General features: G+C 67.9%; 26 protein-coding genes and 1 riboswitch. Of the genes, 18 read left to right on the forward strand and 8 right to left on the reverse strand.

What is annotated here, in order from left to right:
- Positions 1-504: an acyl-CoA thioesterase gene (locus ATCM_RS11005; RefSeq protein WP_132864568.1), complete on the forward strand. Its 504-nt coding sequence runs from the start codon at positions 1-3 to the stop codon at positions 502-504.
- A 107-nt stretch (positions 505-611) separates the two neighbouring features.
- Here the strand turns inward: ATCM_RS11005 and ppc are convergent, their stop codons facing one another.
- Together ppc and ATCM_RS11015 are read right to left on the reverse strand one after the other, a co-directional pair.
- Entirely contained in the window at positions 612-3,323 is a 2,712-nt protein-coding gene (gene ppc / locus ATCM_RS11010; protein ID WP_132864569.1) for a phosphoenolpyruvate carboxylase, read from the reverse strand.
- A gap of 320 nt (positions 3,324-3,643) precedes the next feature.
- Entirely contained in the window at positions 3,644-6,145 is a 2,502-nt protein-coding gene (locus ATCM_RS11015; protein WP_132864570.1) for a prolyl oligopeptidase family serine peptidase, read from the reverse strand.
- Positions 6,146-6,246: 101 nt separating this feature from the next.
- A riboswitch (S-adenosyl-L-homocysteine riboswitch) is annotated at positions 6,247-6,333 on the forward strand.
- 32 nt (positions 6,334-6,365) lie between these two features.
- Between ATCM_RS11015 and ahcY the strand changes: the two genes are divergently transcribed.
- The 14 genes from ahcY (at position 6,366) to ATCM_RS11085 (ending at position 15,024) form a co-directional block, all read left to right on the forward strand.
- A complete protein-coding gene (gene ahcY, locus ATCM_RS11020; protein ID WP_132864571.1) occupies positions 6,366-7,811 on the forward strand; it encodes an adenosylhomocysteinase in 1,446 nt (481 codons plus the stop codon).
- Between the two features lie 422 nt (positions 7,812-8,233).
- On the forward strand, positions 8,234-8,551 hold the full coding sequence (locus tag ATCM_RS11025) for a hypothetical protein (RefSeq protein WP_132864572.1): 318 nt from the start codon (positions 8,234-8,236) through the stop codon (positions 8,549-8,551).
- Between the two features lie 593 nt (positions 8,552-9,144).
- A complete protein-coding gene (locus ATCM_RS11030) occupies positions 9,145-9,804 on the forward strand; it encodes a hypothetical protein (protein WP_207911803.1) in 660 nt (219 codons plus the stop codon).
- 125 nt (positions 9,805-9,929) lie between these two features.
- Entirely contained in the window at positions 9,930-10,781 is an 852-nt protein-coding gene (locus ATCM_RS11035; RefSeq protein WP_132864573.1) for a trypsin-like serine protease, read from the forward strand.
- A gap of 35 nt (positions 10,782-10,816) precedes the next feature.
- Positions 10,817-11,020: a hypothetical protein gene (locus tag ATCM_RS11040; protein ID WP_132864574.1), complete on the forward strand. Its 204-nt coding sequence runs from the start codon at positions 10,817-10,819 to the stop codon at positions 11,018-11,020.
- 30 nt (positions 11,021-11,050) lie between these two features.
- Complete coding sequence (locus tag ATCM_RS11045; RefSeq protein ID WP_132864575.1) at positions 11,051-11,284, forward strand: hypothetical protein; 234 nt, start codon at positions 11,051-11,053, stop codon at positions 11,282-11,284.
- 104 nt (positions 11,285-11,388) lie between these two features.
- A complete protein-coding gene (locus tag ATCM_RS11050) occupies positions 11,389-11,769 on the forward strand; it encodes a YbjQ family protein (RefSeq protein WP_132864576.1) in 381 nt (126 codons plus the stop codon).
- Between the two features lie 54 nt (positions 11,770-11,823).
- A complete protein-coding gene (locus tag ATCM_RS11055; protein ID WP_132864577.1) occupies positions 11,824-12,558 on the forward strand; it encodes a DUF6348 family protein in 735 nt (244 codons plus the stop codon).
- A 58-nt stretch (positions 12,559-12,616) separates the two neighbouring features.
- Entirely contained in the window at positions 12,617-12,907 is a 291-nt protein-coding gene (locus ATCM_RS19350) for a DUF2695 domain-containing protein (protein ID WP_132864578.1), read from the forward strand.
- Positions 12,904-13,236 carry a hypothetical protein gene (locus tag ATCM_RS11065; protein WP_225591581.1) on the forward strand — a complete coding sequence of 111 codons (333 nt, stop codon included), beginning with the start codon at positions 12,904-12,906 and terminating at the stop codon, positions 13,234-13,236. The genes ATCM_RS19350 and ATCM_RS11065 overlap by 4 nt, the downstream gene beginning before the upstream one ends.
- A gap of 45 nt (positions 13,237-13,281) precedes the next feature.
- Positions 13,282-13,635 carry a VOC family protein gene (locus tag ATCM_RS11070; protein WP_132864579.1) on the forward strand — a complete coding sequence of 118 codons (354 nt, stop codon included), beginning with the start codon at positions 13,282-13,284 and terminating at the stop codon, positions 13,633-13,635.
- 83 nt (positions 13,636-13,718) lie between these two features.
- Complete coding sequence (locus ATCM_RS11075) at positions 13,719-14,168, forward strand: DUF1801 domain-containing protein (protein WP_132864580.1); 450 nt, start codon at positions 13,719-13,721, stop codon at positions 14,166-14,168.
- A 53-nt stretch (positions 14,169-14,221) separates the two neighbouring features.
- On the forward strand, positions 14,222-14,725 hold the full coding sequence (locus ATCM_RS11080) for a hypothetical protein (protein ID WP_132864581.1): 504 nt from the start codon (positions 14,222-14,224) through the stop codon (positions 14,723-14,725).
- 17 nt (positions 14,726-14,742) lie between these two features.
- Positions 14,743-15,024: a hypothetical protein gene (locus ATCM_RS11085; RefSeq protein ID WP_132864582.1), complete on the forward strand. Its 282-nt coding sequence runs from the start codon at positions 14,743-14,745 to the stop codon at positions 15,022-15,024.
- Positions 15,025-15,158: 134 nt separating this feature from the next.
- Here ATCM_RS11085 and ATCM_RS11090 read toward each other — a convergent pair whose 3' ends face one another.
- Both ATCM_RS11090 and ATCM_RS11095 read right to left on the reverse strand, forming a co-directional pair.
- The gene (locus ATCM_RS11090; RefSeq protein ID WP_132864583.1) at positions 15,159-16,991 is read right to left on the reverse strand and encodes an ABC transporter ATP-binding protein; all 1,833 of its coding nucleotides are present in this window, start codon (positions 16,989-16,991) and stop codon (positions 15,159-15,161) included.
- Positions 16,992-17,198: 207 nt separating this feature from the next.
- The gene (locus tag ATCM_RS11095) at positions 17,199-18,743 is read right to left on the reverse strand and encodes a serine hydrolase (protein WP_207911847.1); all 1,545 of its coding nucleotides are present in this window, start codon (positions 18,741-18,743) and stop codon (positions 17,199-17,201) included.
- A 143-nt stretch (positions 18,744-18,886) separates the two neighbouring features.
- Here ATCM_RS11095 and ATCM_RS11100 point away from each other — a divergent pair, with 143 nt between their 5' ends.
- The 3 genes from ATCM_RS11100 to ATCM_RS11110 all read left to right on the forward strand — a co-directional run bounded on the left by ATCM_RS11100 (position 18,887) and on the right by ATCM_RS11110 (position 21,236).
- Positions 18,887-19,312: a VOC family protein gene (locus tag ATCM_RS11100; protein WP_132864585.1), complete on the forward strand. Its 426-nt coding sequence runs from the start codon at positions 18,887-18,889 to the stop codon at positions 19,310-19,312.
- Positions 19,313-19,450: 138 nt separating this feature from the next.
- On the forward strand, positions 19,451-20,281 hold the full coding sequence (locus tag ATCM_RS11105; protein WP_243693998.1) for a DUF72 domain-containing protein: 831 nt from the start codon (positions 19,451-19,453) through the stop codon (positions 20,279-20,281).
- Between the two features lie 46 nt (positions 20,282-20,327).
- On the forward strand, positions 20,328-21,236 hold the full coding sequence (locus ATCM_RS11110; RefSeq protein WP_132864587.1) for a DMT family transporter: 909 nt from the start codon (positions 20,328-20,330) through the stop codon (positions 21,234-21,236).
- 6 nt (positions 21,237-21,242) lie between these two features.
- Here the strand turns inward: ATCM_RS11110 and ATCM_RS11115 are convergent, their stop codons facing one another.
- The 4 genes from ATCM_RS11115 to ATCM_RS11130 form a co-directional block, all read right to left on the reverse strand.
- On the reverse strand, positions 21,243-22,307 hold the full coding sequence (locus ATCM_RS11115) for a sensor domain-containing diguanylate cyclase (RefSeq protein ID WP_132864588.1): 1,065 nt from the start codon (positions 22,305-22,307) through the stop codon (positions 21,243-21,245).
- Between the two features lie 87 nt (positions 22,308-22,394).
- Positions 22,395-23,117, reverse strand: coding sequence for a pseudouridine synthase (locus tag ATCM_RS11120; RefSeq protein WP_132864589.1), 723 nt, complete (start codon positions 23,115-23,117; stop codon positions 22,395-22,397).
- Positions 23,118-23,159: 42 nt separating this feature from the next.
- Entirely contained in the window at positions 23,160-24,785 is a 1,626-nt protein-coding gene (locus ATCM_RS11125) for a GGDEF domain-containing protein (protein ID WP_243693999.1), read from the reverse strand.
- Between the two features lie 223 nt (positions 24,786-25,008).
- Entirely contained in the window at positions 25,009-26,964 is a 1,956-nt protein-coding gene (locus tag ATCM_RS11130) for a DEAD/DEAH box helicase (protein ID WP_132864590.1), read from the reverse strand.
- Between the last annotated feature and the right edge of the window lie 6 nt (positions 26,965-26,970).

Below are 26,970 nucleotides of genomic sequence, written 5' to 3' on the forward strand. Positions count from 1 at the left end.
ATGATGTCCGAACACAAATCCCACCAGCTCTCGATGACCGTGCTGATGTCCCCGGAGATGGCCAACTTCTCCGGCAAGGTGCATGGCGGCGCGGTCCTGCGCCTGCTCGACCAGGTCGCCTACGCCTGCGCCAGCCGCTACGCCGGCAACTACGTGGTGACGCTGTCGGTGGACCAGGTGACGTTCCGCCAGCCCATCGCGGTCGGCGAGCTGGTCAGCTTCCTGGCATCGGTCAACTACACCGGCACCTCGTCGATGGAAGTAGGCATCAAGGTGGTGGCCGAGGACATCCGCAAGGGCAGCGTGCGCCACGCCAACAGCTGCTTCTTCACCATGGTGGCCGTTGACGACGACGGCAAGCCGACCCCGGTGCCGCCGCTGCAGCCGGAGACGTCCGACGAGAAGCGTCGCTTCGCCGCCGCGCAGATCCGCCGCCAGCTGCGCCAGGAGATGGAACAGCGGCATCTGGAGCTGCTCAAGAGCAACCCTTCGCCCGACGCCTGAGCCCCCCTACGCCCGCAGGCCGGGATGCACTCCCAGCCCGTTGGCGCGCACCGGTCATCGCGACGCCGGGATCAGGTCGCGCTGCATCCCGGCCCATGGCCGGACCCTCAACCGGTGTTCTGCACGCCCTGCGAGACACCGTTGACGCAGGCCACCAGGGCGCGCAGCAACGCCTCATCCTGGCGGTCGCTCGCCCGCCAACGCTGCAGCAGGTCCACCTGCAGCGTGCTGATCGGGTCGATGTACGGGTTGCGCAGGCGGATGGACAGTGCCAGCCGCGGGTCATGCTCCAGCAGCTCCTGCTGCCCGCTCAGGCGCATCACCCAGCGCTTGGTCAACGCCAGCTCCTCGCCGATGCGCGGGAAGAACTGGTCATGCAACGGCCCGGCCAGGCGCGAGAACTGCTCGGCGATGTGGATGTCGCCCTTGCTCAGCACCATCGACATGTCGTCCAGGAAGGTCTCGAAGAACGGCCAGTCGTGCGCCATCTCGCGCAGCAGATCTTCCTGCCCGGCATCGGCGGCCGCCTGCAGGCCGCTGCCCACGCCGAACCAGCCCGGGATCGCCGCACGCGCCTGGCTCCAGGCGAACACCCACGGGATCGCACGCAGGTTGCCCAGCGCCGCATCCTGGCCCAATCGCCGCGACGGGCGCGAGCCCAGGGTCATGCGCTCGATCACGTCGATCGGCGTGGCCTGGCGGAAATAGTTCATGAACTGCGGGTCACCCACGAACGCCCGGTAGGCCTGCGAGCTCTGCTCGGCGACCCGCGCCATCACCGGCTTCCACAGCGCCTCGCGCGGCTCGGCCGCACGCGGGCGCAGGCTGGCGCGCAGCACCGCACCGGCGGACTGCTCCAGCGAGCGCAGCGCCAGTGCACGGATGCCGTACTTGCGATGGATCACCTCGCCCTGCTCGGTCACGCGCAGGCGCCCGTCGATGCTGCCGCGCGGCGAGGCGTTCACCGCATGCGTGGTCTTGGTGCCGCCGCGGCTGATCGAGCCGCCGCGGCCGTGGAAGAAGGTCAGGTGCACGCCGTGCGCGCTGGCCACCTCCAGCAGTTCGACCTGCGCCTGCTGCAGGCCCCAGCGCGAGGCGGCGATACCGCCGTCCTTGCCGCTGTCCGAGTAGCCCAGCATCACCATCTGCACGTCGCCGCGTGCGGCCAGATGGGCGCGGTAGACCGGGTCGGCCAGCAGGTCGCGCAGGGTGTCGGTGCCACGCCCCAGGTCGTCGACGGTCTCGAACAGCGGCGCGATATCCAGCGGCACCGCACCGTTGTCATCGTGCAGGCCGCCGCGGCGTGCCAATGCCAGCACCGCCAGCACGTCGCCACGGTCATGCGCCATCGAGATGATGTAGCTGCCCAGCGCATCGGCACCGTGCCGGCGGCGCGCATCGGCCAACGCCGCGAACACCTTGTCCAGCCGCTGCCCCCCTTCGTCGGCCCCCGCCGGCAACACGGCGTCGCCGGCCGCATACGGCGCCAGCGACCGCGCACGCGCCGCGCCGTCCAGCGCATCGAATGCCTCCTGCCCGCCGAGCACCTCGGCCAATGCACGCGAATGCACGCTCGACTCCTGGCGCACGTCCAGCCGCGCCAGGTGGAAACCGAAGGTGCGCACGCGCCACAGCAGGCGACGCACCGAGAACCAGCCGGCGTGCTTGCCCTTGTTGGCCTCCAGGCTGTCCAGGATCAGCTGGATGTCGTGGATGAGTTCTTCCGGCGCGGCATACGCACCGGGCGCATCCTGCAGCGTCGCCTGCAGGCGCGCACGCATGCGGTCGTTGAGCAGCCGGTAAGGCATGTCGGCATGGCGCGGGCGCGACTGCACGTCGGGCAGCAGTTCACGGTATTCCTGCACGCGTGCCTGCACCGCGTCACTGACACCGATCAGCTCGGTGGACTGGCTGAGCAGGCTGGCCAGCTTCAGCAGGTCCTGGATGTACAGCTCCAGCACCGCGCGCCGTTGTGCATTGAGCGTGGCGGCGACCGTGCTGGCGTCCACGTTGGGATTGCCGTCCATGTCACCGCCCACCCAAGTACCGAAGCGCAGCAGCCGCGGCAACGGCAGGCTGCGCCCCCAGGTATCGAGCAACGCCTGCTCCAGCGATTCGTAGAACACCGGGATCACCCGGTACAGCACGCGGGTCAGGTAGAAACCCACGTGCTCACGCTCGTCATCCACCGTCGGGCGTACCGGCGAGGAATCGGTGGTCTGCCAAGAGGCGGTAAGCGCCATGCGGAACCGCGCGGCATCGGCGGCCTGCTCGCCGGGGGTGCGCTGGCCGTCGAGGTTGTCGACCAGCGCGGCGACCATCAGTTGTTCTTTTTCAAGCAGTGCACGGCGCACCGCTTCGGTTGGGTGTGCGGTGAACACCGGCTCGATGTCGATGCGCGGCAACCACCGCGCCAGCTCATCCAGCGTCACGCCCTGGGCCTTGAGCTGGATCAACGCATCATGCAGGCCATCGGGCTGCGGGCGCTTGGTGCCGGCGCGCTGGTAGTCACGGCGACGGCGGATGCGGTGCACGCGCTCGGCGATGTTCACCACCTGGAAGTAGGTACTGAACGCACGCACCAGCGCCTCGGCTTCGCGTGGCGAACGCCCGGCCAACTGCGCGCTGAGACCGGCCAACGGCCCCTGTGTTTCGCGGCGCGCGATGGCGGCGGTGCGCACCTCTTCCACTTCGTCCAGGAAGCCCGGCGACACCTGCTCGGCAAGAAGGTCACCCACCAGCGTGCCCAGCCGGCGCACATCGTCGCGCAGGGGCAGATCGGGAGTGGCGAAGACAACGCTGCTACGGTACTCGTTCATCCAGGACGCACAAGCCTTGAGAGCGGGAATCCCCCAAGCCTAACCGAAAAAATGTCCGGTTTTTGCAGTGCATCAAAGGTGAAACAGTTGCATGTGAACCTTGTCCGGACGCTGTCTTTGCAGACAGGAAACGACGCAATTCCGGCGTCTTGGTGGACATTCGTTGGCGTGTGAACGGGACGCACCTACGTCGGGAGCGCCCCCTCCCCAGCCCTCCCCCGCGCTTCGCGCAAAGGGGGGAGTAGGGCGCTGCGTCGCGCACTGACAGATTGCGCAGAGCCGCCCTCCCCTGCGCTGCACGCAAGGGAGGGCGCTCGTCCTCAGCGCTTCTTGCCAGCCTTGCCGTCGGCCGCGCCCAACCACTGGTCCAGCCAGCTTTCACTCTCGGCCAGCATCGTCATGATCGACTCGCGTGCGCGGTAGGCGTGCGATTCATTCGGCAGCATCACCAGCCGCGCCGTGCCACCCAGCCCCTTCACCGCGGCGAACATGCGCTCGCTCTGGATCGGGAACGTGCCGGAGTTGTTGTCGTTCTCGCCATGGATGAACAGGATCGGGTCCTTGATCCTGTCGGCGCTGTTGAACGGCGACATCTTCAGGTACACCTCCTGCGCCTGCCAGAAGTTGCGTTCCTCGGCCTGGAAGCCGAACGGCGTCAGCGTGCGGTTGTAGGCGCCCGAACGCGCGATACCGGCCTTGAACAAGCGCGTATGCGCGAGCAGGTTGGCGGTCATGAACGCGCCATAGGAATGACCGCCCACGGCGATGCGCTCGCGATCACCCACGCCACGCTTGACCACTTCGTCCACCGCCGCCTGTGCACTGGCCACCAGTTGCTGCACGTAGGTGTCGTTCGGCTCGGCATCGCCCTCGCCGATGATCGGCATGGTCGGGTTGTTGAGCACCACGTAGCCCTTGGCCAGGAACGCCTGTGGCCCCCAGTAGCTGATCGCGTTGAAGCGGTGCGGCGAGCCGGTGACCTGGCTGGCGTCCTGCGCGGATTTGAACTCGGCCGGATAGGCCCACATCAGCACCGGGCGCGGGCCATCCTTCTTCGGGTCGTAGCCCGGCGGCAGCAGCAGGTCGGCGGTCAGTTCGACGCCATCATTGCGCGTGTAGCGGATCTGCTCCTTCTTCACCCCACGCAACGCCGGCAGCGGATGCGCGAAATGGGTCAGCTCCACCGGCACCGCGTCGGCGGCCAGGCCGCGCGCAAACAGGTTGCCCGGTACATCGTTGGACTCGCGGTAGGTGAGGATGCGTGCATCCCCGCCTTCGATGATGGCCAGCGGCTGCTCGTAGTACGGCGCCTGCGAATGGAACAGGCGCTCGCTCTTGCCCGAGGCCAGGTCCACGCGGTCCAGGAACGGGCGGTCGCCCTCCGCCGACGCACCGGTGCCGATGCGGAAGAAACTCTTGCCATCGGTGCCCAGCTGCAGCCGCTCGCGCCCGCTCTCATCGGACTGCAGCAGCGGATCGCCCGGATCCGCGTAGCGGTCATCCTCCGACCGCTCGACCAGCAGCACCGGTGCCTGGTCCGGACTGCCCGGGTTGATCTTCCACTGCTTCATCTGGCGGCTCTTCCACCAGTACTCGTCCAGCAACGCGACATCGTCCTTGCCCCAAGTGATGCCGGCGTAGCGCGACCCCAGCTGCATCAGCGTGGCCGGCGGCTTGTCGAACGGCGCCGACTGCACCAGCACCGCATCGCGGATGGCCGCCTGCCGTGACGGGTCACCGCCGTCCTGCGCTTCGGCCCAGACCAGCGTGGCCGGCGCATCGGCGCGCCAGCTGATCGAACGCACGCCGGTCGGCACCGCGTCATTGCCGGTCGGCAGCCCGTCGACCAGCGGCAGGCGGGCAACCGTATGCACCTGCATGCCCTGCGCATCGAGCACGTCGATGCGGCGCGGGAAGCTGCTCACCGGCACCGAATACGAGAACGGCCGCTCGACGCGACGGCTGAGCAGGTACTTGCCGTCCGGCGACGGCGACAGCCCCATGAACAGGCCTGGCAGGCCCACCGGACTGGCCTGGCCGGTGATCGACACCCGCACCGGCTGTGCCTGCAGGTAGTACTCGAACAGGCGCGCATCGTCCTCGTTGCGCAGCAGGTCCTGGTAGGTCCGCACCGAACGCACGCCCTGCCCGGCCACGGTCTCCTGCACGGCGGGGCCGGTCGGCACGCCATCCCCCTTCGGCGGCGCGCCCTGCCCGGCCGGGCGCTGCAGCACCAGCAGCCCGTCGCTGCCCGGCAACCACGAATACCCCCGGCCGACGATGCTGTTCAGGCGCTCGGCGATGCGACGGGCGCTGCCCGCCTCCACATCCACCAGCCACAGCTCGTTGCTGCCGCTGGCCGGGTCCACCTGGTTGAAGGCCAGGTACTTCTGGTCCGGCGACCAGCCCAGCGAGGCCACCGACAATGGCTGCGGCAGGCCACTGATCTGGCGCTCCCTGCCGTCCAGCGTGGACACCAGCGACAACTTGTTGCCGAACGAGAAACGGCTGTCGGAGAAGGTCTTCGGGTTGATGCGCAGGCCGGCCAGCTTCAGCTCCGGCTGCGCCACCTGGGCGATGGACGGCAGCGACGGGGTCTGCAGCATCGCCGCCAGGTCGCGCCTGGGCGACAGCGACAGGCTGGGCGCACGCGGGGCATCGACGATGGCCTGCAACGCGGCCGAGGGCAGGCGGTAGCCCTGCGCCTGTTCGGCCGCCTGCGGCGGGGCCAGCGCCAGCACTGGCGGCACCGCCAGCAGCAGGCCGGCGCACAGGACCAGGGCCGCGGAAGTACGGCGGCGGCGGGCGGGGGACAGGTTCATGGCGCTCCTTGGCAGGGGAATAAACCCCCAACTTAACAATCTCTGTCGCCCCCCTCCCCTGCCGTTGGTTGGGCTGGCCGCCGCGATATAATCACCGGCTCCGCTCCGAGGGGCGCTGCGACTGTCCGGGAACCCCCGCCACAGCCAGGCTCGGGGCGGCATCCATGCAACAACGGCGCCCGGCGAACGCGAGCCTGCTCGCACCACACCGGAGCTCTACATGAATGCTGTTGCCAGGACCTTCTCCCAGGAAGGTGACTACAAGATCGCCGATATCTCGCTGGCCGATTGGGGCCGCAAGGAACTGGACATCGCCGAGCACGAGATGCCGGGCCTGATGTCCATCCGCCGCAAGTACGCCGCACAGAAGCCGCTGGCCGGCGTGCGCGTGACCGGCTCGCTGCACATGACCATCCAGACCGCGGTGCTGATCGAGACGCTGAAGGACATCGGCGGCGACGTGCGCTGGGCCTCGTGCAACATCTTCTCCACCCAGGACCAGGCCGCCGCCGCGATCGCCGCCACCGGCACCCCGGTGTTCGCCTGGAAGGGTGAAACGCTGGAGGAGTACTGGGACTGCACCCTGGAAGCGCTGACCTTCAAGGCCGCCGACGGCACCCTGCTGGGCCCGGAACTGGTGGTCGACGACGGCGGTGACGTCACCCTGCTCATCCACAAGGGCTATGAGCTGGAAAACGGCAGCGACTGGGTCAATACCGCGTCCGGCTCGCACGAAGAGCAGGTCATCAAGAACCTGCTCAAGCGCGTGGCCACCGAGCGCCCGGGCTACTGGACCCGCGTGGTCAAGGACTGGAAGGGCGTCTCCGAGGAGACCACCACCGGCGTGCACCGCCTGTACCAGCTGGCCGAAGCCGGCACGCTGCTGGTCCCGGCCATCAACGTCAACGACTCGGTCACCAAGAGCAAGTTCGACAACCTGTACGGCTGCCGCGAGTCGCTGGCCGACGGCCTGAAGCGCGCGATGGACGTGATGCTGGCCGGCAAGGTGGCCGTGGTCTGCGGCTACGGTGACGTCGGCAAGGGCTCGGCCCACTCGCTGCGCGCCTACGGCGCCCGCGTCATCGTCACCGAGATCGACCCGATCTGCGCCCTGCAGGCGGCGATGGAAGGCTTCGAGGTCAACACCATCGAATCCACCCTGGGCCGCGGCGACATCTACGTCACCACCACCGGCAACAAGGACATCATCCGCATCGAGCACCTGAGCGCGATGAAGGACCAGGCCATCGTCTGCAACATCGGCCACTTCGACAACGAGATCCAGGTCGACGCGCTGGTGAAGTTCCCGGGCGTGCAGCACATCAACATCAAGCCGCAGGTGGACAAGTACGTGTTCCCGAACGGCAACGCGATCTTCCTGCTGGCCGAAGGCCGCCTGGTGAACCTGGGCTGCGCCACCGGCCACCCGAGCTTCGTGATGTCCAACAGCTTCGCCAACCAGACCCTTGCGCAGATCGACCTGTGGGCCAACAAGGACAGCTACAAGGCCGACGTCTACCGCCTGCCGAAGAAGCTGGACGAGGAAGTGGCGCGCCTGCACCTGGAGAAGATCGGCGTGAAGCTGACCACCCTGACCCAGGAACAGGCCGACTACCTCGGCGTGCCGGTGGAAGGCCCGTTCAAGCCGGAACACTACCGCTACTGATCGGCGAAAGCCTGCAGGCAGCCCCCCCTCTCCCGCACGCGGCAGAGGGGGTGTGGAGTGAGGGCCGCTGCCCCGTGCAAGCCCTCACTCCCGCCGCGTCACCAAGCGCTGGAATGCCTCAGCATCGTTCCCGACAAAACGAGCACCGAAAGGTGCTCGTTTTGTTTTCAGGGCCGATGGATCGGAGATGCCACCGGGAAAGCCCCTTCAAGCCAACACCGCCTCGGGTCAATTCCCGCACCAGCCCCCATCCACCGGGTCGCTTCGCCGCTCGGCATGGCTCGCACGATTCGTGTCCTGTCCCGCATCCGCGATGCGCGCCACGCTCTGCCTGACTCTGCGCACGGTTTCGCCGCGGTCCATTTCCGTGCAGCATTGCGGACAGGACCACTACCGTCTCATGGCACCCAACGGAAACCTCCATGCATCCCAGCGACGAGCGAAAGGTACTCGAGCAGCTCCTGAAAGAGATCGACTCCCCCGGCAATGCGTCATCGGGGTGGAGTGATCTACCGGCCTGGATCTCGATCGCGGTGATCACGGCGTCCTGCTTCCATTTCTTCGGCCGCCCCAGCCTTCCCCATGCCCTCCTGATGGCAGGCTTTTTCCTGGCCGGGTTGGTGTATGCGCAGGTGCGCCTCCGGCGAAAGTCGGCCAGGAACTGGCCAACGCTGCGTCCCTTCCTCGACCGGGCGCGGGTCGAGGCACGTCTGCGCGAAATCCTGCTGACCGGCCACTGACGCCCCCTGCGCCCTGCCCTTCCTCGAATCGAACCCGGCATCCCCTCGAATGCACCCCATCGTTTCCTTCTGGCATGTCACCCATGGCGGCCCACAACACGGCCAGATGCTGCGCAAGCTGGAGCGCCTGGCGGGTTTCACCGCCGTTTCACCGATGGTGGAGCGGCTCGTGTGGGAGGGCCGCAAGGAGGCGCATGTGACGTTCGAAGTCCACCACGCCACCGGATCCCATGAGGCGACCGAAGCGGCCCTGCTCGCGCTTGCGTGGCAACTCGCACCGACGTGGCGGATCACCCGTGCTTCCGGCGACCTGGGGGGCGAATGGTCCCAATCGGCGGTCGGCCCCGATCATCCCTTCGAGGCGATCATCGCCGGTTGCACGCGCATCCGCTGGCAGTTGCATGCATCACAGCAGTACACGCGGCCGAACTTCCTGGGGGGGCGGCGACAACCACTGGTAGGCACCTGGCGTCACTGCCGTGCCGCGCGCGCTCCGCCAGAGCGCGGCCATCGCCCTGTGGCATCATCCGCAGCACATGCCGGGGCCTTGCATCTACCCGGCCATTTCAGACAGGACAGCAGGACGCATGCCCGTGGAATCCCTGGAAGCGCAGATCACCCTTACGTTGTTGCCCGGCATGCATCTGCCGCCGGCGCTGAAGGCACTGTTTGGCTGGATCGAGGACAACGGCCTTTACATCGACCGGCCGGACGGCACCCGCATCGGTTTCCTGTTCCCCGAGGAAGCCCTGCGCGAGAGCTGGACGGACGACGAGCGTCAGGGCGGAACCAACATCACCTTCTTCGCCGAGGGCAATGCCAACCTGAAGTACTGGTTCGGCCACGCGCGTGCCGAGGTACTCGACCGGCTCTGCGTGTTCGCCAAGACCGGCGCGGAAGGATCGATGGCGGCACTCTGGCTCGCGCCCGACGGCACGCAGAAGATCGTCCATCTGGGCTCGGGCTCCGGCTCGGTCACCGTCTGCGTGCTGGCCGATGATGCGCTCGATTTCCTGCGACTGCTGGCCATCGGCTACGACGAAATCTGCTGGGGTGGTGAACTGGGATCGCCGCCGCCACGCAAGGGCGAATTCGTCGTTCATCCGAATGCGGCCTACCAGCAGTGGGTCCGCAGCCGGTTCGCCACGACCATCCCGGAGGTCGGCACCGAGATCGTCAGACATCCCGAAGACATGCACATCGAAGACGCAGCAGACCCGTTCAACCGCTGGGTCAGCGCGAACTGCGCCTGACCCGGGCCGTTCCACCCGCAGTCGATGATTTCGCGCAGTAGGCGGCGCGGCACCCAGCGCGTCTGCGCATGCGGTGGCAATACCCTGTTGAGCCCCGCGCTCGCCCCTTCCAACAAGGCCTTCCGATGATCCGCGCCCTGCTCCTGGCATCACTGCTCGCCACCTCCACGAACGCGGCGGCCATCGTCATCCGCCACGATGTCGATGATGCGCAGTACCGGATACCGGCATCCGAATTGCCGGCGCTGGTCGACATGCCCGACGAAGGACACGGCGTGCTGATCGCGCCGCAATGGGCGGTGACCGCCGCACACACGCTCCCCCACCAGGGTCGGCTCGAACAGGTGGTCATCAACGGGGTGGCACGGGACGTGGAGCGGGTCGTCACCCACCCGGGGTACCGCACCCCGCCGCAGGCGCTGATCGACCAGGCGATGGCCAGCGGTGAAGCGATGCTGCTGATGGTCTTCCTTGGCGGCTCGGACGACATCGCGCTGATCCGCTTGCGCCAACCCATCACCGACATCCCGCCGATCCGCCTGTATACCGGCAGCGACGAGCCCGGCAAACGCGTCACGCTGCTGGGAAAAGGGGCCACTGGGACCGGCGCCGATGGGCATGATCCGCGAGGGCCAAACCGTACCGAGTTGCGGCGTGCGTTCAACACCGTCACCAGTGCGTATGACCGCTGGCTCTGCTACGTCTTCGACGCACCACCGGATGGCCTTCCGCTTGAGGGCATGCTCGGCAATGGCGACAGCGGCGGCCCGGTACTGCTCCAGTCCGGCGCGCAATGGCAGCTGGCAGGGCTGGCCTCCTGGAAGGTCGTGCAGGGCAACGTGATGACCGCCCGTCCCGGCCGCTACGGACAGACCGCCTGCAACGTCCGCCTGAGCCACTACCATCACTGGATCGAACAGGTGATCTCCGCAACACCGCAGGCAAGCGGCCAGGATGGATCCCACGCAGGCCGCTGACTGATTCCCCTCCCACCCGCCGCACCGGAACACGCATGAGAGACCCCGCCCGCATCGACACCGTCCTGGCCACGCTTCGCGCGCTTTGGGAAACCTCGCCCGACCTGCGGCTGGGCCAGCTGATCGTCATCGCCGCCGCGCCGCGCGAGCCGGTTCCGGAAATCTTCCATATCGAAGACGACGTGTTGCTGGAAAGCCTCGAGCAGCACCTGCGCCGCGCGCAGCCGTCGCGGCCCTGAGCCCGCCGGAACCGTCGAGGACCACGCTCGATGCCCCTGGATGACCTGGCCGGCGAAGCCCTGCGTGGCGCATTGCGCGTCGTCGGCCGCATGCTGGTCGAGCTGGTCTTCGAGATCCTGCTCAAGGGTACCGGCCACGTGGTGATCCGTCTGTTCCGCCCCGGCAAGGAACCCGGCGATGCGGCGTGCGCTCTGGTCGGCCTGCTGGTCTGGGCCGGTGTCGCTGCCGGCGCCTTCCTGCTCCATCGGCAGATGACCGGCTGATACCGCGGGAGTGGGTTCTGGATAGAATCCACCGCTATACGGAACCAGGACGGCAGGGATCGCACGCCCGCATCCAGCCGCGTCCCTCAATCCCAGGAACCCCGATGGCTGACCCCTACAACTCCCCCGCGATCCCCGCCGCAACCCCTCACCTCACCGATGCCATGGTCACCACCGCCATGGAACTGCCCGGCATGCGCGTCACCCGCAGCCTGGGCCTGGTGCGCGGCATCACCGTGCGTTCGCGCTCGGTCGTGGGCAACTTCATCGGCGGCCTGCAGACCCTGTTCGGCGGCAACATCACCATCTACACCGAGCTGTGCGAGCAGGCCCGCAACGAGACCTACCGCGACATGGTGCAGCACGCGCGCATGCTCGGCGCCAATGCCATCATCGCGGTCCGCTACGACGCCACCGAACTGATGACCGGCCTGACCGAAGTGCTGTGCTATGGCACCGCCGTGGTGGTCGAGCCGCAGCGCTGAGGCCTGCCTCGCACAACACCCGCGATCACATCATTGGGCAGGAAGCCGGATTCCATGGGTATTTTCAGCAGGTTCTTCAAAGGTCCGCCGGCGCCCGAGCCGGCCTTGCCACTTCGGCTGCTGCTCGAAGCGACCAGGGCATCGGACCCGCACGCCCGCCTCGTCGATGGGCAGGTACACCTGTCCAGCGGCATCACGCTGGGCATCGAACATATCGAGACGTTCCGCTTCGACAACGGCAACGTACGCACTGCGACGGTCACCACGGCCAGGCACCCCACGTTCTTCACCGAAGGGCTGGTCGAGTTCCAGCATGCAATGGGTGCCGATGAGCAGGCCTCGATGTCAAGCGGCTTCCGCAGCTGGGCGCAGATGGATCTGGCAACCCTGTCCGATGCCGTCCAAGCCGATCCACGGCATTGCCTGGTGATGGAAATCACCCTGCCCGCCTCGGAACAGGCGCCGGAGGCGGTGCGCCAGATCGTGCTGGGCCCGGTCGCGCACTACGCCTCCGAGCCGGTGGATGCCGACGAGGAGCACCCGTTCTGCCCGTGCTGCCTGCTCACCCGGAGCCTGGAGGCCTTCATGCCGGTCCTGCGCGCGGAGCAGTTCCTCGGCGTGCGCCTGTTCGCCAGTCGTGCCGACGATGGGAGTTTCAGCGCCGATTGCCGCATCAACGGGCAGGACCATCCCGATGCACTGCCCGCCCTGGTCGAGTACGCCCGGCAATGGGCAGGTACCGGCACGGAGTTCCGCAAGCAGTACGTGATCATTCGCCCGCGGCCATGAGCGTCGGCGCGAGCGCCGGCTTCCCCGCACTTACCTCCCACGCAGACAGGCGCATCGCATGCCTTCCAACGCCGAACTCGAACGTCGCAAAGCCCTGCTGCGCGGGCTCGCCGAGCAGCATCACGCCCAGGCCATCGCGGCGCTGCCGCTGCCGCGGGAAGCACTGACGGCCCTGTTCGATCACCTTGACCAGGCACTGGAGGCCGGCTGCGACCATTCGCTGCGGTTCACCCGCCAGTTCCTGCAACAGCAGGCGCTCGACGAAGCCACGGTGGTGCCGTGGCTGCAGGCCAACGGCGGCTACTGTGACTGCGAGGTGCTGGCCAACGTCGAGGACGCCTGGCAATGATGTTCCTGATCGGCCAGGGCGAGCGCGTGGTCGCGCTGGGCGAACCCGAACAACGTCACTGCCCGAAATGCGGCCAGCTCACCGCATTCCAGAAGCAGCTGCGCTACAAGTACGGCAGCTTCGACATGCTGTTCGGCTTCGCTTACGACAAGCGTTACCAACTGGCCTGCCTGCAATGCAACCATGGCTGGATCCTGGATGCGCGCACCACCGAACGCGAGCTTGGCCGCGTGCCGATCCCGTTCCACCTGCGCTATGGCCTGTGCGTGCTGGCGGTGCTGGCCGCCCTGCTGGGCGCGTCGGCCATGGCCGTGAACGGCCTGCTCTGAACCCGGCGCTACAGTGGGCAACCCGTCGCTGCCGGATGCCCCGCCATGACCCTGAAACAGCTGATCCCGATGCAGCCGGTGACGCACCTGCCGGCCAGCATCGCCTTCTACCGCAAGCTCGGCTTCGAGGTCGAGGACCACAATGACGCCTGGGGTTGGGCGATGCTGCGCTGCGGCCCCTGCCAGGTCATGCTCGATCAGTCCATCAATCCAGCGGCCGGCAGTGCGCGCAGCGCCGTGCTCTATCTCTATCCCGATGACCTGCGTGCCTTCCATGCACAAGCGCGCCAGAACGGCCTGGAGGTACCACCGCTGGAAACCACGTTCTATGGGATGAGCGAGTTCCGGTTGCAGGACCCGGACGGCAATCGGCTCTGGATCGGCCAACCCGACGACTGAGCGATGCCGGCCCGGCCACGATGGACGACGCCAACCGGCCGAATCCGCGCTATAAAGCGCGTGTTTCCCCAGGAGCCACCGTCATGAGCAAGTCCGGATTCAGCGCCGAAGAACGTGCCGCCATGAAGGAGCGCGCCCGCGAACTGGCGGCCGAGGCCAAGGCCGGCCGCAGGAAAGCCGAGGGCGAGGCCGAGGTGTTGGCCCGCATTGCCGAGATGCCAGCGGCCGAGCGCGACATGGCCGGACAGCTGCACGGGATCATCACCACCACCGCGCCGGCACTGTCACCCAAGACCTGGTATGGGATGCCGGCCTATGCCAATGCCGACGGCAAGGTGGTGGTGTTCTTCCAGGGCGCGAGCAAGTTCGGCGCGCGCTATTCCACGCTGGGGTTCAACGACAGTGCCGCACTCGACGACGGCGACATGTGGCCCACCTCGTTCGCGCTCACCGCGCTCACCCCTGTAGTGGAGAAGAAGGTCACCACGCTGGTGAAGAAGGCCGCACGCGCCGCCGGCACCACCCGCCGATAGCCATGCGCGGGGGTGGGCAGCTATCGTGTCCTGCCACGCACCGACCGAAACGCATGCCTTTCTGGACCTGGTTGTTCCCCCGTACGCCTGCCGTGTTCCCCAGCCCGCTGCCGCGCGCGCAGGCCGTGCAGAACCTGCGCGCGGCCACCGCACGCGGCAACATCACCGCGACCGGCACCATCGTCGGTTCGGTGGAGGCCGCACGGGTGAACCTGTATCACCGCAGCGCGTTGCGCAACTCGTTCAAGCCGCATTTTCGTGGCCACTTCGTGGACACCGCGCAGGGCTGCGCGCTGCACGGCCGCTTCGCGCCGCCCGCGCTCGTGCACGCCTTCATGGTGTTCTGGCTGGGCTTCTGCGTGCTGGGGACGACGATCAGCGTCGTGCAGCTTGGCAGGATGGACCCGATGCTGATCCCGGCCGCCCTGCCCGGCGTGTTGATGGCCGCCTTCGGCATTGGCCTGGTGCGGCTTGGGCAACACCTGTCCGCCAACGACCCTGCCATCCTGTCGCGCGTGATCCGTCAGGCGTTGCAGTCACACCACACCGAGCCATGAGATCGCGCCAGGCCCGCATGCCCCACCACGACCCGATCGTTGAACTGCACAGACTGCAGACCGAGACGATGCAGCAACTTGAACGCATCGCCGAGGACATCAAGGCTGGCCGTGTTCCGGCAGAGGAAGGCGGGCAACGCGCCCGCGCCCTGATGGCCGCCAGCGACGCACGCCGCAGCGCATTGTTTGCCGCCGGCGCTGCGGCGGCGGACCGGCGTACACGCCGCGCCTGGCTGATGGTGCTGGCGGTCGTGGTGGCTGCCGCTGTCGCCGTGCTTGGGCGGGTGCTGCTCGGCTAGCCCGGCGCGTCTCTGCCCTCACCCCAGCCCCTCTCCCGTTTTACGGGAGAGGGGCTCGCATTGTTTCGATTCGCCGTCTACTGGCCCCTCTCCCGCAGCGCGGGAGAGGGGTTGGGGTGAGGGCCGTTCCGGGCTCAGGCATCGGCCGCCACGAACCCACCGGTCTGGCGCGCCCACAAGCGCGCGTACAGGCCGCCGGCGGCGACCAGCTCGGCATGGGTGCCGGTCTCCACGATCCTGCCCTGGTCCATCACCACCAGCCGGTCCATCCGCGCGATGGTCGACAACCGGTGCGCGATCGCGATCACCGTCTTGTTGCCCATCAGCTCGTCCAGGCTGTCCTGGATCGCCGCTTCCACTTCCGAATCCAATGCCGAGGTCGCTTCGTCCAGGATCAGGATCGGCGCATCCTTCAGCAGCACCCGCGCGATGGCGATGCGCTGGCGCTGGCCACCGGAGAGCTTCACGCCGCGCTCGCCGACATGCGCGTCGTAACCCTGCCGGCCCTGCCCGTCCACCAGCGCGTCGATGAAGCCTTCCGCACGCGCCTTGGCCACGGCCGCGCGCACCTGGTCTTCGGTCGCATCCGGGCGCCCGTACAGCAGGTTGTCGCGGATCGAACGGTGCAGCAGCGAGGTGTCCTGGGTCACCACGCCGATCTGCGCGCGCAGGCTGTCCTGGGTGACGCGGGCGATGTCCTGCCCGTCGATCAGGATGCGTCCGCTCTCCAGGTCGTACAGGCGCAGCAGTACGTTCACAAGCGTGGACTTGCCGGCACCGGACGGGCCGACCAGGCCGATCTTCTCGCCCGGCTTCACCGACAGGTTCAGCCCGGCCATCACGCCGCCGCGCTTGCCGTAGTGGAAGTGCACGTCCTTGAAGTCCACCGCGCCGGCGCGCACCTGCAGTGGCACGGCGTCGGCCTGGTCCTGCACGGCGATTGGCTGGGCGATGGTTTCCATGCCGTCCTGCACCGTGCCGATGTCCTCGAAGATGCCGTTCACCGTCCACATGATCCAGCCGGACATGTTGTGGATGCGGATCACCAGGCCGGTGGCCAGGGTGATCGCGCCAACGCTGATCAGGCGATCGTTCCACAACCACAGCGCCAGCCCGCAGGTACCGACGATCAGGAAGCCATTGAGGATGGCGATCACCAGCTCCAGCCCGGTGGTGATGCGGGTCTGCGCGCGGTGCTTCTCGGCCAGCTCCTGGATCGACTCGGCCACGTAGGCCTGCTCGTGCCCGCTGTGCGCGAACAACTTGAGCGTGGAGATGTTGGTGTAGCCATCGACAATGCGGCCCATGGCCCGTGACCGTGCATCCGAGGCGATCCACGCCCGCTGCTTCATGCGCGGCACGAAGTACACGCCGATGGCCACGTACGCCACCAGCCATACCGCCAGCGGCACCATCAAGCGCCAGTCCACCTGCGCGAACAGGTACAGCGCGGTGCCGGTGTAGACCACGATGTACCAGAGCGAATCCACCATCTGCACGGCGGATTCGCGCAGCGAGGTACCGGTCTGCATCACCCGGTTGGCGACGCTGCCGGCGAAGTCGTTCTGGAAGAAGGTCAGGCTCTGCCGCACCACGTAGTTGTGCATCAGCCAGCGCGAGCGGTTGCTCAACCCCGGCACGATGGCCTGGTTGACCAGCAGGTTGTGCAGGGCCACCAGCACCGGGCGCGCCAGCAGCGTGATGCCGGCCATCCACAGCAGCTCCGTTGCGTGCCGCCGGAAGAACCCCGGGCCCGCGTTGTCCGAGAGCATGTCCACGATGCGCCCGAGGAAGTCGAACATCGCCACTTCCACCAGCGCCAGCAGCAGGCCGGCCACCAGCGTGGCCAGCAGCACCGGCCACACCGGGCGCAGGTAATGCAGGTAGAAACGCACCACGCCGCGCGGTGGCATGCGGGCATCCACCGGCGGGAATACGGGAATCAACGACTCGAACCAGCGCAACATCGCCACGGCCTGCAAAAACAGAACAGGCCGCGATTGTCCCATCGCGGCCTGTGTTGTGTCTGTCTACGGCATGCGCTTGCCCGCCAGCGGGAGCGATCCCGGCCGCGACGCCGTTGCCCTCCCCGTCCACGATCCTCCGAAGCGACGCGGGCAATGCCACGGCGGGAACGCCATCCCCGCAGTGGCCGCGGGACCGTGGCGCCCTGCTTACTCCGCCTTGGGCTTGAGCAGCAGGTCCTGGAAATCGAAGCTGAAGTCGGTCAGCGACGACACCGCTTCCATCCGTACCTCGCGCACCTTGCCGTCCGGGGTCAGGCTGAAGTTGACGAAGGCATCGGCGTTGAGCGAGCGGTTGTCCCAGCGCACGATGAAGGTGTCGTGCTGCCAGTGCTCCATCGTGCCGACCAGATCGGCGGTGGCACCGAAGCGCAGGCGCAGCTTGCCGCCCTTCTGCTCGATGACCACATCGCCATACCACGCATCGCGGTATGTGCCGGCATAACCACTCAGCGGCAGCGAGGGCGTGCTCCTGGCGTCACGCGCAGCCACGTGCCGGGCCCAGCCTTCGTCCGCGTTGTCCTGCGCCTTGGCGACGCTGGCCGCATACGCCGCCACCCAGTCATGCGACGGCGCCCCGAGCATCGCGTCGAGCACGCTCATGGTGATGGCGTTGAAGGCCGCACCCGATTCCTGGTTGGTCAGCACCACCACGCCCAGGTCCTGGCCGGGCACCAGCGTCAGCCGCGACACCTGCCCCGGCCAGCCGCCGGTGTGCCACACCAGCTTCTGCCCGCGGTAGTCACTCAGGCTCCAGCCTTCACCGTAACCGGCGAAGTTCGGGCGCGCGGCTTCCAGCTCCGGCACCGATGGCTTGGGCACCACCTGCGGGATCTGCATCTGCCACATCTGCTGCTGGGTCTTTTCACTGAACAGCGGCGTGCCGTCGGCCAGCTTGCCCTCGGCCAGCTGCACGTTCATCCATTTGGCCAGGTCGCGCACGCTGGAGTAGATGCCACCGGCGCCGGCGTTGTTGGACCAGGTCAGCGGCGCCACCGGGCGCAGGTCGGTGAAGTCGAACTTGGCATGGCCGACGGCGGCCTTGTCGCCGGGCTTGAGATGGTCGGCGTTGTAGCGGGTGCCGGCCATGCCGACCTTGTCGAAGATGCGCTGCTGCAGGAACGCGGCGAACGGCTGCCCGGACACCTTCTCGATCACCTGCTGGGCAACCGCGTACAGGATGTTGTCGTAGGCGTAACGGTCGCGGAAACCGTTCTTCAACGGTACCTGGCCCAGTCGCGCCACCACCTCGGCGTTGCTGTAGGTGGTGGTCGGCCAGAACAGCAGGTCGCCGGCGCCCAGGCTCAGCCCGCTGCGGTGCGAGAGCAGGTCGCGGATGCGCATCTCGCCGGTGACGTAGGGATCGGACATGCGGAACGACGGCAGGTGGTCGATCACCCGGTCATCCATCTTCAGCTTGCCTTCCTCGGCCAGCAGGTTCAGCGAGGTGGCGGTGAATGCCTTGGTGTTGGAGGCGATGGCGAACAGCGTGTCGGCCTGCACCGGCTCGGGCTTGCCCAACTCGCGCAGGCCCCAGCCGCGCTCCAGCACCACCTTGCCGTCCTTGACCACCGCCACCGCCACGCCCGGCACGTCGAACTGCTGGCGCACGCGCTCCACCGTGGCATCGAGTTGCTGCAGCTCCGCCGGCACCGCCGCCTCCTGTGCATCGGCCACCTGGGCCACCACGCTCATCGCGAGCACCAGCCCGCCCCCAAACCATTTATTCAAAGCGCTCTCCCTCTGGATCGATGCCGGCCCATGGCCGGGCCGGCCTTCTCGCGATGGTAACGCGAGCGCGTCCACGCTCGCCTTTCCGTTCCTGCCCTGAGGCCGCCATGGACCTCGCCGCCACGACCACCGCCACCATCATTCCCTGCCTGCGCTACCGCGATGCCCCGGCCGCCATCGACTGGCTGTGCGACGCCTTCGGCTTCCAGCGCCACGCGGTCCACCAGGAGGGCAACGTCGTGCTGCATGCCCAACTGGTATTCGGCAACGGCATGGTGATGCTCGGCTCGGTGCAGCCCAGCGAATGGGGCAGCAACATGATCCAGCCCGACGAAGTCGGTGGCATGGAAACCCAGAGCGCCTGCGTGATCGTCAGCGACGCCGACGCCCACTACGCCCGGGCCAAGGCAGCCGGCGCGGAGATCGTCATCGACATCGCCGACCAGCACTATGGCGGCCGCGGCTATGCCTGCCGTGACCCGGAAGGCCACCTGTGGTGGTTCGGCAGCTACGACCCCTGGAAAGCCGCGTAAGCGCGGCCTTGGCCGCCGAGCCGTTGAATCCCCGGATCAGGACCTTCCCCATGTCGCGGCCCAGGCCGCTCCCGCAGGTTGGCTTGCGGGTACATTGACGGCTTCGCGGCCATGGCCGCTCCTGCCCCGGGGTGTGACTTGAACGACTTGTTTTCCGGTACGGCCAATACCCCCGGGGTCCACATCGGCATCGGCGGCTGGACCTATGTGCCGTGGCGCGGCGGCACCTTCTATCCGGTCGGGCTGGTGCAGCGCCGCGAGCTGGAGTTCGCCAGCCGCCAGCTGACCAGCATCGAGATCAACGGCACCTACTACGGCACCCAGAAGCCAGCCATCTACGCCGGCTGGCGCGATGCCACGCCGGAAGGTTTCGTGTTCTCGGCCAAGGCGCCCAAGCGCATCGTCAGCGCCCGCAAGCTGGCCGGGACCGGCGCGCAGATCGATGACTTCATCGATGGCATCGGCCACCTCGGTGACCGGCTCGGTCCGCTGGTGTGGCAGTTCGATGCCGGTCGCACGCTGGACCCGGACGACTTCGCCGCGTTCCTGCAGCTGCTGCCGCGGCAGGTCAACGGCCGCCGCCAGCGCCACGCGCTGGAAGTGCGCGACCGTGCGTTCTTCGACGAACGGCTGGTTGGCCTGGCCCGCCAGCACGGCCTGGCACTCGTCTACACCGACTCACCGGACTACCCCAACGCGGCCGACCTCGGCGCGGACTTCGTCTATGCCCGGCTCATGCGCAGCCGCGATGCCTGCGACACCGGCTACCCGGCGGCGGAACTGGCGCAATGGGCCGAGCGCGTGATGGCGTGGCGACGCGGACAGGACCCGCACGACCTGCCCCACCTCGCCGCGCCTGCGATGCCTGCGCCGGAGGGGCGCGAGGTATACCTGTACTTCATCAGCGCCGCCAAGCACCGCAACCCGGCCGCGGCGCGCCAGCTGCAGCAACGCGTCGACCAAAACTGAAGCGATCGATGCGGCAATGCGTCGGCACATCGGCGACAATTCGCCGATGGCGACGAACGAACACCGCAAGGCCCTGCTGCAAATCCATTTCTGCGTCCTGCTGTGGGGCATTACCGCCATCCTCGGCAAGCTGATCACTCTGCCCGCCCTCCCGCTGGTGTGGTGGCGCATGCTGCTGGTGGTGGCCATGCTGGCCCTGCTGCCGCGCGTATGGCGCGGGCTGTCCACGCTCAGCCCGAAGGTGGCGCTGGGCTACGCCGGCATCGGCGCGCTGGTGGCGCTGCACTGGCTCACGTTCTATGGCTCGGTGAAGCTGGCCAATGCTTCGGTCGCGGCCACCTGCATCGCGCTGGCGCCGGTGTTCACCTCGGTGATCGAGCCGTGGATCGCGCGTCGGCCGTTCCAGATGAAGGAACTGGCGCTGGGCATCGTGGTGCTGCCGGGTGTGGCGCTGGTGGTGGGCGGCGTTCCCGACGGCATGCGCCTGGGCGTGGCGGTCGGCGCGTTGTCGGCCCTGCTGGTGGCGGTGTTCGGCTCGTTCAACAAGCGCATGGTCGGCCACGCCGACCCATTGACCGTCACCGGCCTGGAACTGGGTGCCGGCGTACTCACGCTGACCCTGCTGGCCCCGGCCATGCCGGTGCTGCTGCCGGCCCTGGCCAGCGACCTGTGGGTGCTGCCCAACCTGCACGACGGGCTGTTGCTGCTGGCGCTTTCGGGCCTGTGCACGCTGTTGCCGTTCGCCTTGGCGCTGGTCGCCCTGCGCCACCTCAGCGCCTACACGGTGCAGTTGGTGACCAACCTGGAACCGGTCTACGCCATCGTGCTGGCCATGCTGTTCCTGCGCGAACAGCATGAGCTGACCCCGCAGTTCTACCTGGGCGTGGCGATCATCCTCGGCGGCGTGTTCCTGCACCCGCTGCTGAACCGGCGGCGCCCGGCCGCCACCGCGTAGGCGCGGTCAGGTGGCCACGACCACCCGGTCGCGGCCGTCCTGCTTGGCCTGGTAAAGCGCGCTGTCGGCACGTTGCAGGGTGTCCTGCGGGCTTTCGCCGGCACGATGCGCGGCCAGGCCGATGCTGACCGTGACCGGCAGCCCGATCGGCAGCAGGCCCACCGACTCACGCAGGTACTGGCATTGCAGCTCGGCCTGCTGCAGCGGCGTGTCCGGCATCAGGATCACGAACTCCTCGCCACCGTAACGGGCGGCCATGCCGCGCCCGGCAAACTGCGCACGCAGCACGCCAGCCATCTCGGTCAGCACCCGGTCGCCCTCGGCGTGGCCGTGGATATCGTTGACCAGCTTGAAATGGTCGATGTCGACGATGGCCACCGCCGGCGGCACCTCGCCGGCACGCTCGATGGCCTCGCTCAATGCGGTGGCCAGTGCACGGCGGTTGGACAGGCCGGTCAGCGGATCGGTGCGGGTCTGCTCGGACAGCTCGCTGTTCACCTGTTCCAGCTGCAGGTAGTACTCGCCCAGACGGGCCTCGTACCAGTCATGTTCCTGCTGGTGATGTTCCAGCTCGTGGCGCAGCTTGCGCATCTCCATCATTCGCCCGACCTGGCGTGACAGCGCGCGCAGCGCGTCGGCCTGGCGCTGGCCCAGTACGCCGGGCACCGAGTCGAACACGCACAGCGAGCCCAGTGCGTAGCCGTCGCTGCTCAGCAGCGGTGCGCCAGCATAGAAACGGATGTGCGGGTCCCCCACCACCGACGGATTGCCACTGAAGCGCGCGTCCAGCCGCGCGTCCTCGACCACGGTCAGCTCCTGCGGGCGCAGGATGGTATGCGCGCAGAAGGCATCCTCGCGCGGGGTCTGCTCGCCTTCGAGCCCCTGCATCGACTTGAACCATTGCCGCTCGCGGTCGATCAGCGTCACCGCCCCGCAGGCGGTGCCGCAGATGGTGCGGGCGATGGTCACCAGGTCTTCGTATTCCTGCTCGCGCGGCGTATCCAGTATCCGGTAGCGCTGCAGGGCAGCCAGGCGCTGGGATTCATTGGCAGGGATCGCAGGCTTGATCATGCGCGGTTCCGTATCGTGCGGTGGTCAAGGTAAGGCTGGGGCAAGTCTAGCGGCGAGGCGGAATCACCGCGTCAAGGCAGTCACACTTCACCACTCCCGCTGTTGCGGCAGCAGGCCACGCAGCTCCTGTTCGGTGAGGTTGCGCCACTGGCCGGGCTTGAGTGCGCCGATCTTGATGTTGTCGATGCGCACGCGGCGCAACTGGGTGACGCGGTAGCCGAACTCGGCCGCCATCAGGCGGATCTGCCGGTTCAGGCCCTGCTCCAGGATGATGCGGAAGCCGAACTTGGCGATGCGCGAGGTACGGCACGGCAGCGTCATCTGGTTGTGGATGCGCACGCCGCGGGCCATGCCGCGCAGGAACTCGTCGGTGACCGGCTTGTTCACCGCCACCAGGTATTCCTTCTGGTGGCCGTTCTCGGCGCGCAGGATCTGGTTGACGATGTCGCCGTTGCTGGTCATCAGGATCAGCCCTTCGGATTCCTTGTCCAGGCGGCCGATCGGGAAGATGCGCTGCTCATGGCCGACGAAGTCGACGATGTTGCCCTTCACCGCGCTTTCGGTGGTGCAGGTCACGCCCACCGGCTTGTTCAGCGCGATGTAGACATGCTTGCGCCCGGTGCTTTTCTGCACGGTGCGTGCGCGCAGCGGCTGGCCGTCGACGCGGACTTCGTCCCCCTCGCCCACCTCGGCGCCGGTGCCGGCGACGATGCCGTTGACGGTGACGCGGCGGGCGCTGATCAGGCGGTCGGCCTCGCGGCGGGAACAGAAGCCGGTTTCGGCAATGTGCTTGTTGAGTCGGTTGGTCATCGACGGATTATCCGCCATCGCCCCGTCCCGGGACAGCGTGGTTCAGGCGATCTGCTGCTCGTCGCGCGCATCCACCACCTGGTTGCGCCCGCCCCGCTTGGCCCGGTACATCGCGTTGTCGGCACGGCGCAGCAGCGCCGCCATGTCCTGGTCGTCGGGCTCCAGCTCGGCCAGGCCGATGCTGGCGGTGACCGACAGCCCCGCGTGCTGCAGCGCCTGGCTGTTCTGGGTCACCCGTTCGCGCAGCTGCTCCAACCGTGGCAGCGCATGGTCGGCGCTGTTGCCGGGCAGCAGGATCAGGAACTCCTCCCCGCCCATGCGGATCACGTCGTTGCGGCTGCGCACGCCGGCCTCCAGCGTGCGGGCGACCGACACCAGCACCTCGTCGCCGACATCGTGGCCGTAGCGGTCGTTGATCTGCTTGAACAGGTCGATGTCCAGGAAGCCGATCGACAGCGGCTGCTGGCTGGCCTTGGCATCGCGCAGGTAGCGCTCCAGCTGGCGCAGGCCGGCACGCCGGTTGGGCAGCCCGGTCAGCGTGTCGGTGTCGGCCAGCTGGCGCATCTCGTCACGCTGCTGGCGCAGCTGGCCCAGGCCGCGGTTGAGCGAATAGGCCGACATCATCAGGAACCAGGTAACGGCCACCTGGATCACCTCCACCCGGTACTCCACCAGCAGGCGGCTGCCGAGCAGGTCGGCCAGGTTCATCAGCAGCAGCGGCACCACCGCGACGATCCCGTCCACCGCGGTGTAGCGCCCGGCCCGCACCGATACCGCCGCCAGCAGCAGGATCACCAGGCAGATCACCGTGAACAGGTCGTCCAGCGCCGCCGCCGTCCAGCCCAGCACCTGCCAGGACATCAACGGGGTCGCCAGCGCCACCACCAGCAGGGCCAGCATCATGCCCAGCACCCAACGCCGCGATGCGGGCAGCAGGCGACGACCGCCGCTCATCCGCCACAGCACCCAGCCCATCACCGCATAGCTGAGTGCGCTGACCGCTACCATCCACACAGGCGCTGCGCGGCCCAGCGGCAACCACGGCTCGGGATAGCCGCTGAGCCCGCTGAGGATCGCCTGCCAGGTCACCAGCAGCGCGCAGACCAGCACGTACATCAGGAAGTTGCGGCTACGCGTGGTGAAGAACCCCATCAGCGCCGACAGCGCCAGGGCCAGGGCCACCGCCAGGCAGGCGGTGCGCACCAACAGGCGCGCGGTGTCGATCTGCTGCACCGGGCTGGGCGCGCCCAGCCGCACGGTGGGAATCCAGCGCGACTTGAGCGGGGTTTCCCAGGCGACCAGGATCGGGTCGGTGTCGCCCTTGCGCGGCACCACCACCATGCCGATGCCGGCACGGAAACGGGAATCACGGGTGCGCGCGTCCTGCATGTGGCCGCATACCTCGCGGTCGCCATGGCTGATCATCACTTCGCCGCCGTAGATGTTGAACACATCCACCGCCTGCGGGGCACCGGACCACCCGCCCGCCGGCGCGTCGATCTCCACCGGCTCCTGCAGGCGCGCCATGATCTCCGGCGTGCAGGCGCGCACCGGCGCCTGCTGGTCGGTGGCCGCCCCTACCTGCAGCAGGTCGCGGCCCACCTGGGGCGTCTGGGCCGGGGACAGCGCCGGCAACCACAGGACAAGCAGCACGAACAGCCAACGCACTGTCCAGCCCCACCTGTTGTGCCCCGCAACCGCGCCCCCGTCCTCCGCCATGACCATCCTTTCGCGTTCCCCGACGCGCTTGGGCGGATTATCGCAACAACCCACTGACAGCAGCACGTGAAATCTGTCGCGTGTTCAGCTTGTCGTCTGCGTGCAGCGTGCCGGCATGAAACAGAACAGCCCCGGTTTCCCGGGGCTGTTCAGGCAGGTGCCGGCGCGGGGCTCAGAACTTGCGCGGGCCACGCGGCGGCTTGTTGAAGCCACCGTCACGGCGCGGACGCTCGCCCGGGCCACCCGGACGCGGGCCGGGACGGCCGCCCGGCTTGCCGTCCTTGTTGAAGCGCGGCTTGAACGACGGGCCGGCGTTGACGTCCTCGCCCGGCTCGACCTTGCGCATCTGCAACTGCTGGCCGGACACCCACACCTTCTTCAGGTGCTGCAGCACGTCGCTGGGCATGTCGGCCGGCAGGTCCAGCACCGAGTGGCCGTCATGGATGTCGATGCGGCCGATGTAGCGGCTTTCCAGGCCAGCCTCGTTGGCGATGGCGCCGACGATGTTGGCCGGCTTCACGCCGTGCTGGTGGCCCACTTCGATGCGGTAGGTTTCCATGCCGAATTCCGGGGCGCTACGCGGCGGCATCTCGCGGCGCGGACGCTCGCCGAACTCACCTTCGCCACGCGGCGGGCGCGGGGCGCGCTCGTCGTCCTGGCGCGGGCCACGCTCGAAGCGCGGTTCGAAGCGGGCCGGACGCTCACCACGCTCCTCGCGCTGGCGCGGGAAGCCGCCATCACGCTGCGGACGCTCCGAACGCTCCGGGCGATCGCTGCGCGGCTCGCGGCGCTCGCGCACCGGCGGGGTCAGCAGGAACGGGGCATCGCCCTGCAGCAGCTTGGCCAGCGCGGCGGCGATGTCGATGGCCGGCACGTTGTGCTCGCCTTCGTAACGCTGCAGCAGGTCGCGGTAGAAATCCATGTCGCCACTGGCCAGGGTCTGGCTGATGCGGTCCATGAACTTGCTCACGCGATGGTCGTTGACCGCGTCCACGCTCGGCAGCTGCATCTCTTCGATCGGCTGGCGGGTGGCACGCTCGATCTGGCGCAGCATGCCCTTCTCGCGCGGGGTGACGAACAGGATCGCCTCGCCGCTGCGGCCGGCACGGCCGGTACGGCCGATGCGGTGCACGTAGCTTTCGGTGTCGTACGGGATGTCGTAGTTCAGCACGTGGCTGATGCGCTCCACGTCCAGGCCGCGCGCGGCCACGTCGGTGGCGACCAGGATGTCGAGCTTGCCTTCCTTCAGCTGGCCGATGGTGCGCTCGCGCTGGGCCTGCTGCATGTCGCCGTTGATGGCGGCCGCGGCCAGGCCACGCGCCTGCAGCTTGCCGGCCAGTTCCTCGGTGCCGGCCTTGGTACGCGCGAAGATGATCATCGCATCGAAGGTTTCCACCTCCAGGATGCGGGTCAGCGCGTCCAGCTTGTGCATGCCCGCCACCCACCAGTAGCGCTGGCGGATGTTGGCCGAGGTGGTGGTCTTGGACGCAATGGTCACTTCCACCGGGTCGCGCAGGTAGGTCTGGGCGATGCGACGGATCTGCTGCGGCATGGTGGCCGAGAACAGGGCGACCTGGCGGGTCTCCGGCAGCTTCTTGAGCACGGCCTCGACGTCGTCGATGAAGCCCATGCGCAGCATTTCGTCGGCTTCGTCCAGCACCAGCGTCTTCAGCTCGGACAGATCCAGCGTGCCGCGGTCCAGGTGGTCGATGACGCGGCCCGGGGTACCGACCACGACGTGCACGCCGCGGCGCAGGGCCGACAGCTGCTGGCCGTAGGGCTGGCCGCCGTACACCGGCAGCACGCGGAAGCCCGGCATCGAGGCCGAATAGGTCTGGAACGCCTCGGCGACCTGGATGGCCAGTTCGCGGGTCGGGGCCAGCACCAGCACCTGCGGCTTGGTGGCGGAAAGGTCGATGTTGGACAGCACCGGCAGCGCGAAGGCACCGGTCTTGCCGGTACCGGTCTGCGCCTGGCCGAGCACGTCGCGGCCTTCCAGCATCGCCGGGATGGTGGCGGCCTGGATGGGCGACGGGGTCTCGTAACCGACGTCGGCGACCGCTTTCATCACAGGCTCTGAGAGGCCGAGATCTGCGAACAGCAGCGGCGCGGGGGATTCTTGGGACATGGGAAC

The sequence above is a fragment of the Stenotrophomonas sp. ATCM1_4 genome, assembly GCF_004348115.1.
In the GTDB taxonomy this organism is placed as follows: domain Bacteria; phylum Pseudomonadota; class Gammaproteobacteria; order Xanthomonadales; family Xanthomonadaceae; genus Stenotrophomonas; species Stenotrophomonas capsici.